The sequence below is a fragment of the Cryobacterium sp. M91 genome, from assembly GCF_002929615.1.
Classification (GTDB): Bacteria; Actinomycetota; Actinomycetes; order Actinomycetales; family Microbacteriaceae; genus Cryobacterium; species Cryobacterium levicorallinum.
Genome location: NZ_PJJT01000079.1, coordinates 1 through 13,158, shown reverse-complemented (window position 1 = coordinate 13,158; position 13,158 = coordinate 1). Strand labels below are relative to the sequence as shown.

The 13,158-nt window shown below is 59.5% G+C and carries 7 protein-coding genes, 1 tRNA gene and 2 pseudogenes; 5 read left to right on the top strand and 5 right to left on the bottom strand.

Going from position 1 to position 13,158, the window contains the following annotated elements:
- Positions 1–71: 71 nt before the first annotated feature.
- Positions 72–1,001 carry a hypothetical protein gene (locus tag CXY80_RS06540; RefSeq protein WP_092451034.1) on the top strand — a complete coding sequence of 310 codons (930 nt, stop codon included), beginning with the start codon at positions 72–74 and terminating at the stop codon, positions 999–1,001.
- A 65-nt stretch (positions 1,002–1,066) separates the two neighbouring features.
- Positions 1,067–1,142, top strand: a tRNA-Ala gene (locus CXY80_RS06535).
- Between the two features lie 86 nt (positions 1,143–1,228).
- On the opposite strand, the gene CXY80_RS20700 is transcribed toward CXY80_RS06535, so the two are convergent.
- Positions 1,229–2,347, bottom strand: a complete 1,119-nt coding sequence (locus tag CXY80_RS20700; protein ID WP_369828651.1) for a tyrosine-type recombinase/integrase — start codon at positions 2,345–2,347, stop codon at positions 1,229–1,231.
- A 722-nt stretch (positions 2,348–3,069) separates the two neighbouring features.
- Between CXY80_RS20700 and CXY80_RS06520 the strand changes: the two genes are divergently transcribed.
- Together CXY80_RS06520 and CXY80_RS06515 are read left to right on the top strand one after the other, a co-directional pair.
- Entirely contained in the window at positions 3,070–4,266 is a 1,197-nt protein-coding gene (locus CXY80_RS06520) for a Fic family protein (protein ID WP_104132027.1), read from the top strand.
- Positions 4,267–6,478: 2,212 nt separating this feature from the next.
- Positions 6,479–6,828, top strand: a pseudogene (locus tag CXY80_RS06515) (transposase); the annotation flags it as partial.
- A gap of 1,397 nt (positions 6,829–8,225) precedes the next feature.
- Here the strand turns inward: CXY80_RS06515 and CXY80_RS20695 are convergent.
- The gene (locus tag CXY80_RS20695) at positions 8,226–8,921 is read right to left on the bottom strand and encodes a GntR family transcriptional regulator (RefSeq protein WP_146070695.1); all 696 of its coding nucleotides are present in this window, start codon (positions 8,919–8,921) and stop codon (positions 8,226–8,228) included.
- A gap of 339 nt (positions 8,922–9,260) precedes the next feature.
- Between CXY80_RS20695 and CXY80_RS06505 the strand changes: the two genes are divergently transcribed.
- Positions 9,261–9,563 carry a hypothetical protein gene (locus CXY80_RS06505; protein ID WP_104132025.1) on the top strand — a complete coding sequence of 101 codons (303 nt, stop codon included), beginning with the start codon at positions 9,261–9,263 and terminating at the stop codon, positions 9,561–9,563.
- Positions 9,564–10,135: 572 nt separating this feature from the next.
- On the opposite strand, the gene CXY80_RS20055 is transcribed toward CXY80_RS06505, so the two are convergent.
- From CXY80_RS20055 to CXY80_RS06495, 3 genes and pseudogenes are all read right to left on the bottom strand, one after another.
- Positions 10,136–10,462 (bottom strand): hypothetical protein, encoded by a 327-nt coding sequence (locus CXY80_RS20055; protein WP_233195084.1) that lies wholly within the window; start codon positions 10,460–10,462, stop codon positions 10,136–10,138.
- A gap of 126 nt (positions 10,463–10,588) precedes the next feature.
- Positions 10,589–11,398, bottom strand: a pseudogene (locus CXY80_RS20690) (zinc-ribbon domain-containing protein); the annotation flags it as partial.
- 358 nt (positions 11,399–11,756) lie between these two features.
- On the bottom strand, positions 11,757–12,509 hold the full coding sequence (locus tag CXY80_RS06495) for a helix-turn-helix domain-containing protein (protein ID WP_104132023.1): 753 nt from the start codon (positions 12,507–12,509) through the stop codon (positions 11,757–11,759).
- Positions 12,510–13,158: the final 649 nt, after the last annotated feature.

The window sequence follows — 13,158 nt, the reverse complement described above, 5'->3', positions numbered from 1 at the left end:
GCGTATTAACTTCGGTGACACGCCACCGGTAATCATCGGCTCTGGCCGCTGCGCCTCTTACCGTTGTCAACATGAGTAATGAGGCATTGGGTGGCGGGGTCATGGTGGCGGTGGCCGCCGTGCTCTGGGTCGCCTACCTGATGCCCACCTGGTCGCGCCGCAAGCAGTACCAGGCGACCGAAAAAAACGCCGTGCGGCTGCAGCAAACGCTGCGCATCCTGGCCGAAACCGCCGAGGTGCCGCACCAGGTGCGACTCGAAGCCACCGCCCGCACCGTGGCCGAGCAGCAACGTGTTCTGGCGCGCGCTGAGCAGAGCGAACGAGCCGAAGCGCAAGCGGTGGCGGATGCTGCCCGCGACGTTCGCCGCGCCGCTGCGGCCGTCGCTGCTGCCGCTGCGCCGCGCGTGGCGGAGTCGCCCGTTTCGAAGCTCCGGCGCCTGCGCCGTTTCCGCGGCCTGGTGTCGCTGATTCTGCTGGCCGGATTCGTGCTGGCCGTGACTGGGATCGCTCCCGCCCTGGCTGGCTCGTTCACCGCCTTGGTCGGTGGCGCAGTTGTCATGGTGGCCGCGTTCGGCATTCTCGGCCGGCTGGCCACGGTTGCCCGTTCGGCGCGTGTGGTGCGCGTGGACGCCCCGGTGGTGTTGCCCGTTCTGGTCGGCCAGGCCTTTGAGCCCGTGCAGCTTGAGGAGACCCCGGTTGCTGCGGCGACCTGGACGCCGCAGCCGGTGCCGCGAGCGATGCATCTCTCGCGCGGATCCATTGCGCAGACGGCGATGGCATCCGTTGAAGCGGCCAATCAGCTGCGCAAGGCCGCCGCCGAGGCGGAGGTCACGCGCCGCGCCGCAGCGCTCGCCGAGGAAGCAATCCGGGCCGCCACGCCGATCGCCAGGCCCGCGGTGGCTGCGGTGCCGAGCCGTTTCGCGTCGATGGGAATCGTCGGCGAAACCAGCCCCGGCATGACCGACCTCGACGCCGTGCTGCGTCGTCGCCGCGCCGTCTAATCGGCGGCTCGGGCGGGAAGCGGCGAAAGTGGCGGCCAGCCCGTGATATTCTTCAAAGGCAGTTTGGGGCTATGGCGCAGTTGGTAGCGCGTCTCGTTCGCAATGAGAAGGTCAGGAGTTCGAATCTCCTTAGCTCCACCACACTAAATACCCGGTCAGAACCGTTTTCGGTTCGACCGGGTATTTTTCGGTTTTCGGCGGCGTGCACAATTTCTTGCACAATCTGCCTACATTAGGCCGTTTTTCAGTCTCTCGGGGTCTGTCTCAATCCAAGCCTCGAACATGGCGGAGAGCCGTTCGGGGAGGCTGAGCGCCGTGTTCGCCCGAATGCTCGCTCGTGCGGGCGAATGGTGCTGCGATTCCAAGGGTCGGGAATAGTATCGGTCAGTCGTTCGAGGGTCACCGTGTCTGAGATGTGCACTGGTTTCTAGTCGTGAGGCGCCGGCATCGATCAGGAAACTGGCTGCCGAAGCGCGCAGATCTTTGGGCGTCAGGTGGCGCCGTCGGGGGTCGAGGGTGGGCCGGGTCATGTCCCCGTTCAATCCAGCAGCTATTCGAGCTGGCTTGAACACGTTTCGGGTCCAGTTGGAGAGATCAAGCAATTCGTGGCTCCCAGGTCTTGGTCGGGGTGCGCGAAAGAGAAGGCGCCCCGTGAGAGAGTTTCTTTCGTGAGGATGACCGTCTGCGTGATCCAACAGTGCGGTCAATAGGCGAGTCGGTAAAGTCACGCTTTCACTCACGCCTGCCTTCACAGGTTCGATCACCCAACCTCGAGTCTCAGACTTGATAAAAACCTGAGTGATCGCGATTGTTCCAGCCTCAGGGTTCATTGATTGAATGTCCAGACCGATCGCCTCACTCCAACGAAGGCCGCCCCAGGCCATCAGCATTATCAGAAGTCGATCAGCGCGCTCAGCCGGGTTGAGGGCCAATTCCGTGAGTTCCTGCCACGACGGGATGAGAATGTCGTTTCCTGTTTGCCTCTTTGCGCGGGACGCCTTCGTCGAACGGGTCCGAAGGGCGGCCGCGGCGTTGAACCGAGCCCCTCCGTTCTCGGTTTCCCAGCTCAAGGCTGCTGCAAGCAGCCCCCGAGCATATTTTCTTGACGAGTCCGTGACCCCCGCACGTTTTAAATCACTCAACCAACCAGTCACACTCGGAGCGTCTAGTTTCGTCACGCTGACTGCGCCGACGTTGGCAGCCTTGTGCAAAATGTGGTTCTTCAGCGCACCTCGATAGCTGCGAACAGTCTTCGCGGCCAATGGCGAGTCCGCATCGGACTCTCTCGACGAAATATATGAACGAACGACGTCTTTGACCTTCCGGGTGGGGCCATATCTCGCCATCGGAATTCGCCCGAAACCTTGATCAGTTTCTTCGATATGGTCAGCCAATGCCGTGGCCGCCTCAAGCTCGGTTCTCCACCGCCCGGGGATCGCCGAACGTCCCGGGGACAATCGCAGGGGCAGCAACGCCATCCAAACCCCTGAGCCTTTCCGTGGAGTCTCCCTCACCGTACCTTCGGCTCGCGGTGATTTAGGGTCAGCCTTCGGTGTCATGACGCCAACCTATCATTTGCACAGTGCATCGAGACGGTTGACTGTCAGAGCGTGCGAGCACCCATCGTGTGGGCGGTACAGCCGAGTGAGGGGGTTTGCTGGCAAGATTTTCTCGTGCGCGAAACGGACGGGGTCGCGCCCTTCCTCACAGAAGGCGCCCACCAGTTGCAAGCCGGTGAGATTCACACCACGATACGGCGACCATGGGCGAACTCGAACTCGATCTCGAACTCGAACTCGAACTCGATCTCGATCTCGAACTCGAACTCGAACTCGAACCGCCCCGGACGCGGATGTGACTGAGATGTTGGAGGCTCGTAAGAACATCGAGTCATTAATGAACGCTGTCTGTGTGGACGGGGGCCAACGCACCGCCGCCATGACGGCACAGAGCGCGGTCGTAAATCTCGAAGTTGAACGAAGGGATTAGTTCCTGAAAAGGGAACCTAAGTCAGAATAGCCTGAGAGCATACCGACGGAAATGCAAAGAAGCATTGGTTGCTCGTCCCATGGCTACCTTTACGGAGAAGTTGCCCTGGCCGGCGGTCGGCTATGAAGAACGGCCGTGGCACGGCGCCCAGGATGAGTTCGGCCCACACCCACCGAGCCGACGGGCTTTAGGGCCGTACCTGGCCTCGGCGCCCGCGTTCATCGCCGATCTCGACATCTCGCTTGACGGTGACCTGAACGCGCTCACTGAAGACGTTGCGAGCGAGATGGCGCGTTTTGATGCCGAAGTCGGTCACCTCTCGGCACCATTCGCTTCCGTTCTCCTTCGTGCTGAGAGCGCTGCAAGCTCGGAGATTGAGCACCTGCGCAGCGGCGCACGGGAGATCGCTATGGCGGAACTTGATTCGAGGTCCTCGGAGGATGCGCAGCTCATCGCGGGTAATACGCAGGCGATGCAGGCGGCGCTCGCGTTCTCCGAGTCCATCGACGACCGCACAATCCTAGAAATACACCGTGCCCTCCTCGAGCGCATTAACCCCCAGATCGTTGGCCGCTGGCGGCACGAGCAGGTCTGGATCGGTGGCGGGAGCCGCGGGCCGCACCTCGCACGGTTCGTGCCCCCGCATCACGATCGGGTGCCCGCGCTGATGGACGACTTTGCCGACTTCGCCAATCGCACCGATCTTCCCCTGCTCGCTCAGTCAGCCGTCGTGCACGCGCAGTTCGAGACTATCCATCCGTTCTCTGACGGCAACGGCCGGGTCGGTCGCGCCGTCATTCAATCGATGTTGCGCGGCGGAAGACTCACGCGAGACGTGCCTGTTCCGATCTCGGCAGGTCTCCTTCACGACACCGACCAGTATTTCGATGCCCTGAATGCCTACCGGGCCGGCGATTTCGCCCCGATAGTGCGCTGCGTCGCACATGCAGCATCCGCCGCGATGAACCTTGGTCACCACCTCGTGAAAGACCTGCAAATAGTGCAGGTCGATTGGCGGGGGCGCATCACCGCAAGGCAAGGCTCAGCAGCACGCCGGCTATTGGACGTTCTTCTTAGCCAACCCGTGATCGGCGCTGCAGCGGCCGCGGCGGAGCTTGGGATCTCAACCGTCAACGCGCAGGTCGCTATCGATCGGCTTGTTGACGCCGGCATCCTGACTCAGATCACGGAAGGGCGACGCAACCGGATATGGGTAGCACAGGACATCGTGGAGACCCTCGACGGCTTCGCTGCCCAAGCCAGGCTGCACCGATAGGGGCAGGCCTTGCGAGCCGTTTGCGAAGCCTCCTGGGTGACTTGGTTGCGGACGTCGGCGCGTCGCCGCTAAAGGGAGCGCCCGCGTTAGGAATTAACGCATCGCCCAGAAGGAGGGCGAGGTCGCCGCGGAACGCGCAAGGTGTTACCGAACATTCGAGCCATGTCTTACCCCACTCTTTCTCTTTGCGAGTCGGCTTTCTGAGGACGACGGCAGCCCACTGGCCGGGACGCATGGAGATGGCGAGAGCACGGCTGACGCTGCCCGGGTCGATGCCCGCTTGCGTGTCACGGCTGATGAGTGCAGGGTGACGTTCGGTGGCCAGCCAGGCGACGTGGTTCACTTGTGTCAGGTCCGGCATTTTGAGCGCTAAATCTGCTCGAGCGGCGACAGCATGCGCCAGGTGTTTGGCGCTCTGCTCGGCCTTCTTCGACTCTGGCGACAGCACGTAGTGTGAGAACCCATTGTCGTCGCGGGTCGTCAGAAGTGTGGTGCCGGCAACGACGGCTGACGCGAAAATTCCGGCGGCAGCGGCGAACATTGTGCCGTCAGGGTTCAGCGTCCCACTGCGGGTGAGTTTGTAGGCCATCATCGGGCTGTGGCGGTTGCTCATACCCACAAGACATGCGGCGAACGGCTGGCGTCGGTGTGCGGCAAAATGTGTAGCGTGTTTCTGCGGCTGCCGAAATGTTAAGCCTGATGAGAGGCGATTTCGGGACGATGAAAAGTGGGCGGCGGCCCGCGCAACTATCGTGCGTATTTGTGCGCTATGCGCAGAAAACGTGCACCAAAACTCCACAATCTCCGAGACCGCGAGCCGAACCAGGCAGAGAACTGAGAAAAGCCCACAACGCCGCTATCGCCGGGCCCGCACTCCCTCCCATAATCAGAACCCTGTTCTTCACACAATGTTCGGTCCTCTCACAGCTCTCCGTTTCACTTCAAGCTCTGACTTCCCGGTGCCCGGTAAGCGTTCTGTGTGTGCTCAACGCTGGCGCGTCGCCCATCACCTTCATTCCGATGCCTCGCTCGCTCGGTCACGTCACCCCGTCGCCGGCGCGGAGAGTCGAACCTCGTGAGGTTCTTCTGTCCTCCGTCGACGCTGGGAGCGTCTCCGTGGATTCTTCGTACATCGGCAAGCCGCTGCACTCATAAACGACTACCTGCCGGCGGCGTCCTGTGGTTGGTTTCAGCGGACAAGGCTGATGTTGCCTGGCGCAAAGTTTTGCGTGCCGTTCCCCGAACAGATGCTCTTGTCATGTTCTTCGAGCAAAGAAACTGGTTGTGGTTCGGGTCGAAAAACACGGGGATGTGGACCAGCCCACAATAGCCGGACACCACCACCCCACACCCGCACTTTCACACACGAATGCAGCCATAGAATGCCCCCGGCAGGGAACATGTGAGCGCAGCAAACGACCACCAAGACGAAACAAAAACATGGTTCACCTGAATGGTAGCCACACACCAGCAGGAAGAGGCCCGCCAGCGCTCGGACACACCCGAGTCGACTAATAAGCCGATGACCGAGCCGAGCAACGTTCCTAAGCGCACGAACACAAACGCAACCGCGAGACGCCCTCGGCAGGGGGAACATGCGCAGCGAAAGAAGGACATCACGATGACACAAGACGTGATCCACCTGAGCGGTGGGCGGCCAAGCGAGAATATGTCGAGGGTGCGCCAGCGACCGAACCAGACGCACGGGGAAAGCGCACCAGCGCCCTGAGACAAGAGGGCTATAGCGCGGCCACGCACGTGACCGCCTATCGCAAAACGCAGGCGCGGCCTGCCCTGCGACCGAAAAGAAACGCAGCCACAGATCAGCTGACCGAAGAGCAAACAGCGAAGACTGAGAAGAGCAACAAACCGTTCGGGGAGGGCCGACAAGCTCGAACCTCTTAGCGCGCATTTCAAACAGCTTTCTGGTCATTCACCAGCCAGCTTCACAACCAGTTTTGGCTATCGCCGGCTCGGCTTGTCAGCCTTGGTTCTCGCTTCGCTCGTTCTGTTTCTGGGCGGGGCGATCGCCGGTAACCGCGGGTCCTTCAAATCGTGGCTTCGGATCAAGCTGCAGGAGCGCTTACCTCACTGCTCGCCGGTCACGTCCCGTTGAGTGGTCTGGTTTCCCCAATTTTAGCGTTGCTTTCCCGACGTTAGGAGCCATCGTGCGATGGTCAATGAGTACCGAGTCACGAAGGGCTGCGGCGAGCGCACCACGTACCGCACCGGCACCCGGCCACGGACCTCAAGCGCGACCGCCGGAGAGCTCGATTCCAAACCTGCGCGCCGGGTCGTTCTTCCCTGCCCTGCTCGAGCGGTGCCGCCGCGTAGACCAGGTTCTGTTCGCCGTCGTGCTGGAGGCCGATGTCCACGGTGTCGACCCGAAAAGTCGACGACCATGTTAAAGCGCTCGGCGCTGAAACGGGGATTTCCAAGTCGGAAGTGTCCCAGATCTGCGGCCTCGACACGGAAGTGGCAGCGTTCCGGGACCGGACCCTAGCCGCCCAGGACTTTTACTACGTGTTCCTCGACGCCACGTACTGCACGGCTCGCGTCGGGCACGCATCAAACCTTGGGTAGGTATCCGAACTTGGTCTTACGTTTCTCCAGTTGGCGTTTCGGAGACGCATTGGGATCACGGGGAGACCCGCCTGCGGGATATCCGGCGATGCCCCTAGGGCCTTGACGGGCTTGAGACCGCGGGAGCGGCGTTAGCGACCCTGTTCGTGTGTGGTTGATCCAACGGAGACTACAGGCCCTGTGCGCTGATCTGACGCTTCAGAAAGACTGGGACGCGTAGGAGTCCGAAAATGGTGTTTCCGCGGTCACACGGGGCATTCTAAGGCGTTTAGAGGCATGCTGGCACACCGGCGTCCGTCAAATGTGTCGACAATCACCATAAAAAGCGATACTTCGATCCTAATGCCGATCTGCGAGAAAAGCGTTGCAGGCGCCAATCGAGTCGGAAGCGGCAATTTTCTTCGTGCCACGAGACGCGCAAAAGCTGGACGGTCGACGAGGATTTCTTACACCAAGTTGCCGGTGGCGCGAATCGTTCGGGAGCGCCCATTTTCGCGAGAAGAGAATCCGCTACCGCATCACTGCGGTGGCTCCTTATCGCGGGCAACATCTGCAGACTTGCGAATAAACTGCGATAGCTGAGGTTCTCTCTTCATTACCAAGATTACCAAAGATTACCAGAGCTTGGTAATCTCTAGATCCCAGTAAAACACTGGCCAACAAGGCCCTTAATCAATTAAATTACCAGATTACCAGATATAGATATATACATTAAGGGAATGGGAAGGCATGTCTCTATGGATACATATGCCTCCCTCCTTCTATATAGCTTGCACCCCCAATTCTGGTAATCTGGTAATGTCCCTCTATTTTTACGGTCTGACCAGGTATTTTTGCGTTACCAGGGGCTGGTAATCAGCTGGTAACTGGGTAATCTTCGGCCCAAAACTCCTGATTCAGGTCCAGGAAGGGGCCTCACGTGGTACGTTTCAGCGGAAAACGTGTCACTCCAGTGACACGAATCGTTTCTGTATTAGTGTGGTGATACGCATTTGATCGTGTCCGAATTTAAGACAAACCCAGTTTTGTATCACTGGAGTGACTCGAAATAAGCTGCGTATCACTCCAGTGATACGAATCGTTTTTGTGCCAGCGTGGTAATGCGCAGTTGGCGATCTCTAAAATTTGATAAAAAGATAGTTTTGTATTACTGAAGTGACACGAAGTAAGCTGCGTTCTACTGACGAAACACGAGATGACTGATGACGGTCATGCGATGTACGTCGCGGTCACGTCATTTCCGATACAGATTCCGCGTATCCAAATCATTGGGAAACGTCGCCGAACCCGTGAGTTCCACCCAAGACCGCCGCGCTCTGTAGCGCGGTGCCCGAAAACTCCGTCGGCATTGGTCGCAGTCAGCGAATCTCATCACCTCAAAGATTAGATGACGAAACCTTTGTCTGCTCATGCAGAACTAGCAAGCGTACGCTGGCCTTAGAAATCCCATGAGTCATCTTCAGGGCTCGAGTGCTGATCAGCAGGAATCTCATACGGCTCATCCACCGGTGCCTCCTCCCAGTAGTCGTCGTCGCCCCATTCGGGCCGCGATGCCTCGACCTTCGCCGGCGCGCGGTCGACCGGGGTTGATGTCTCGCTGCCGAGCGTGACAGCGGTTGCGTTCTTAGGACGTGTGATCTCCGCTTCATGGTGGGAGGTGCTGCCATCGATGGCAGAGTGGGCGCCTGAGTAGGTTGCTCCGCAAGAGTGCGCCTAGAGTCCTCGCTAGGCTCTGTCGTCGGTGCGGTTTCACGGTCTCGATCGACCTGTGGCTCCGGCGCCGGCCACAGACCCCTAATCAACAACACCGTGTGGTCGAGCCCGACGCCGTCGCGCAGCGACTCTTGGATGAGCGCACGGGCGGCTGATGCAACGTCGGCGGCCACGGCTGCGTCTGGTGCTACGAATCGTTTGCCATTGTGATTCGCGAAGACCAGGCCCTCGGCCTCCAACCTCTTGTACGCCGAAGACACGGTGTTGGGTGAGACTCGTCGCGCGTCCCCAGATGGCCGGATGGGAGGGAGCTTGGTCGATGCGGGCAGCTCACCAGCCAGGATGCTGGAACCGAACATTTCGTAGACCCCAAGCACTGTAGGTGCTTCTGATACAGCATTCACAAACTAGCCCTCCTGATGACACAGCGTCTCCGATGCTACCGGCCGGAGGCATCTATACGTGGAACCGTGACCGGTAAGTTGACAGGGTCGGCACGCCAGCGAACGTCGCAAACGACCTCATGCTAACCGAGGTGAGACTGAACGCTCGGCGATACCCGCTGTCTGACGCAGCCGGCAGAGTACGCCGCACACGCATAAGAAATGTTCCCTTATACGAGTTATGCGGCCGCCCATCGAGACCGTCGCGGTCGGTTCATTCCTCGAGTACCTCGCCTTCCCGAGCCGAATGTCGAATTGCGTTCAGCAGAGCCCGCCGCCCCCGACGACCTCACCCTCCAAGGCCGGGTTAAAGCCAACTATGGTGCACCTGCCCAGGAGCCGGCGGAGAACCTTCGCATGGACGACGGGTCCTCGGGGTGGGGGCAACAGTTAGGTACTGAGGCACGCGACCTCTCCGCCGCCCGCCTCCGTGCCCGCCGCCACGCCCGGCTGCACCTCCAGTTGGGCCGTACCGGCAGCGACCCCTTCGAGATCTTTGCGGCAATGACCGAGGCTGGCGGCGGGCAGGATGTGCCACGCCGCAGCGGGGATAGATGAAGCGGCCAGCTCAGTGGCGCATTCCGTGTTTCGTTTCTGGGAGTCGGCTTTCTCACGTGGACTAACAAATTCGACTTAGCAGCACTAGTTCCTTTAGCCACGTTTAGGAGTTTTTCTCCTTTGTCTGTATTGACGGGGAGCTTGGCGACCTGAGGCGAATCGGCAGAAATACGTTGGGCCCCTTCGTTTTGACCTATAGCAGATAGCGAGGCTACCCGACGCGACCGCGTGATGGGCTACCGCTCTGGGACCGCAGAAGCGCGCTTCAGCCCTTTCTCACTCGCGGCAATTCGTGTGCAATGCTCTTGAGGGCCAGTCACGGTTAATGCTCGCGCAGACCTGATCGCCAGTAGTCCTCATGACAAACCCCGGGGGCAGCCGCCGCGGCATGGACAGGGCGCGTCGCCGGGGGCTGGCGCTTGCCCCGTCTGGATGGGTTCGGGACTCTGGCGTTTGTGAGGAGGGGGACTGCCTCGACAGTCACTCTGCCCGCCCGCGGATGATCCCCATGGGCATGGTCGACGCGAAGATAAAGAAAGTCCGGGAAGTTGTTATCGCGGGCTTTCGTCTTTCTAGTCATCACTTTCCCTCGGTGTAGCACCCGCGCGAACCTCGCACCACGACATGATCACGGCAACTCCGGGCGCGAGATCGGCCTCTAACTGGGCGTCGGGTCCGTACCTGTAGTCGTGGTCGATTTGGATAAGGTTCGGGTGTTCGATGTTCAAGTGCTGGAGACCGTACTCACGGATGCGGGCGACGAGATAACCGGCCTCTAGTAGGGCTAGGGTTTTTTCGGTGTCTCTGGCGCCGCTTAGTTCGCTCCGGTGGTAGTACAAACTGTCGTATTCGAGCACCACGTCGCGGCCATGAAAATGTCCGAAAACGTCGAGGTTCATGAAGCGGTGTTTCCGCCAGGGGACACTCATTTTGACGCCGCCTTGAGCTTTAGTCAGAGAAGTTGCACACACGCTGAGAAGCGTCTGTTCCACCTTTGACGTGCCTTCTTTCGAACACCTCTTGCAACCTGAGCCAGCGGCTCGATCGGACACTCTCGCCGACCAGTCGTGATTCCGGGCACAGGTCCAGATGCGCGGCTTGTTGCTCTTACCTCCAATGATCATCTCGGCAGTGCTCCCCCCGTTCTTCCGGGGGTCAAGCTCGCAAACTAATTTTGGGTTGGTTGTCGCAAGATCATTGAATCCGCGCAAGAGGACCCGAAATGCGCACACGCCACATCCCTTCCCCAGCGATCGGGTGTCGACCGTCGCCGGCCAGTCATGACCGAGGCTGCAAGTCCATATATAGGAAATCGTGCTGCGTCCACCGTGAACCATGCTTGCGGTGCGCCCTCCGTTTTTCTCCGGTAGGAATTGACACACGAGGTGAGGGTGGATGGTTGCCAGGTCGTTGAAGCCGATGAGCAGGACCTTGCCATCGCAGACCCCGCAACCGGACCCGCGTGTCCTTGAATAAACAGGTGCCCACCAGTAATGGTCAGCGCGGTCTTCGACATGGCACGTCCACCAATATGACGCGTTGCTTTGGCCACCGATGACCATGCTCGCGGTCACTCCGCCGTTCCGTCGCGGATCAAGCTGGTACGAATGCTCCGGATTCGCAGTGGCTAAATCGTTGAATCCGATCAGGAGGACTCTGAACGCACAGATACCGCACCCTCTTCCGGCCGATATTTTCGCGGGTGTGGTCCGGCGGAGGTGCCCGGCGCAGTCCCAGAAATACGTCTTGTTCGATGAGGCGCAGATTTCCCATGCTGTCACTCCGCCGTTATGTTGTGGTGATAATTTTGCTGCCGCGTGTGGATTTATCTCCATTATCGAGGGCCTATTCCTCCACGTTTTGCGGCGTGGATCGACACCAGGCTCAGTGAGGATTCCAGTCGCCAAAATGGTCATTTGTGCTCCTTCTAATTCCCCATGCCGCTAATTCGGGTGAGATAAGGCACGGGTAGCGCATTAAACGCATGCGCTGAGTCTGCATGGCGCCACCGACATTGCGATCCGGGACAGCTGGGCCATTTCACCTGGAAGCGTCCCGTCCAAACGGGCTGTGGCGATGGCGGGGGTTCCTTGGCTCGCCGCAGGACTCTTGCCGGTGAAGCGGCATCCATTGGCAGGCCTGAAGCAGCTTTGCAGCGACAGAAATGGGTTGCTGGTTAGCCAGCCGACGCCCTTAATCCTCGGCCGAAGCAATGCTCCGGATGAGGATACCGGCCATGAGGTTGCCCTCGCCGTGGCGCCGGCAGGCGACTAGTGCGCGTCGGTATGCGATGCCGAGAGTCTTGGGGACCCGTAACCAGGGGTAACCATGATGAGCGAGGAAACCACCGGTGAGATGTCGTGTGAACGCTGGATCAGCACCGTGCTGCGTTGCGCGCACAAGAAAGTCGATTCCCCGCAGGGCAGGCGCCAAATCACCGTTCGCGATGACGAGGCCATGGGGTGTAACGACGGCGAGCCGGGGTTCGTGACCGGATTCCATCCCGTGAAGAATATTTCGGACGTGTTCGCTGAGCTCAGTGACCCGCCAAACAGATAATTCATCACCGAGGACGGTGATTCCGCTGACCAGCGATGTCACTTGGCCCCAGCTGACGTCGAGACGCTCAGCAATCGCGTCAGCTTCGACGATCAGAGTTTGATCCCGGTGGGCCTTGTCCACCATGGCTTGTCGATCCGGTTCCCTGTCGAGCAAGGGCTTGAGAATGTCATCGTCGAGTCTCACAGGCCATCGTCGCGGGTAATCGAGAGCAACGTAGGTTCTGCCAAGAATCCCGAGAAGGTGTTGAGAAACGTCGAAGCGCGGCACGCCCCGTCCCGCTTCATAATCTTCGAGAGCTGAACGGGATGTGCCGGAGTCTTCTGCAAGCTGTTTGAGAGTGAAGTTGGCGTTGAAGCGAGCATCGCGCAGGTCATCAGCGAGCACAGGTCCTCCTGTTCATAAGCGATCGGAAGTATATGGTGCTCGCATAATAGATACTTTCTCAACAGACAGAGGAGCCGTATCTGCGGCGCACACGAACGCCGAAGATACGGCGTTCTCGTTCAAACACCGGCGGATTCTCATCGGCAGGGACGGTGATTCTGCCTCATGCCATAAGACCTGCTCCGCAGAGTCTATTTTGCTTAGGTTCAAGCAGGCAGACGGGTTATCGACATGACGGTGCTGCTCACCGCCCACAGTTCCGTGCTCAACAGGCCACCAGCCGTGTCGAATCTTGCACTTTCACCGACGCGGCATTCAAGGTGGTGGATCGGGCCTCCATCGTCGATCCATAACGCTCCCGCTGCCGGTGCAGGAAGTCGCTTCACCCACCAAGTGTCCGCGGACGTTGCACGACTCATGTCATAAGAAGTGCCCGACGACGTCTGCGCTCTAAAGTGCCCGACGTCGTCGAGGACGTTCAATTCCCTCATTGGTTCCATAGATCCATTCTTCCTAGAGCTCCTGACACTCACTTGCGACCCACCTACGAGTTCGAACACCTAGGGCGTGTCTCCTAACCCAGTGGGTTGGTTGTGAGAGCATTTAGATGTGACTCGCACCGTTTTCCTTACTGATTCGCAGTGGTCGT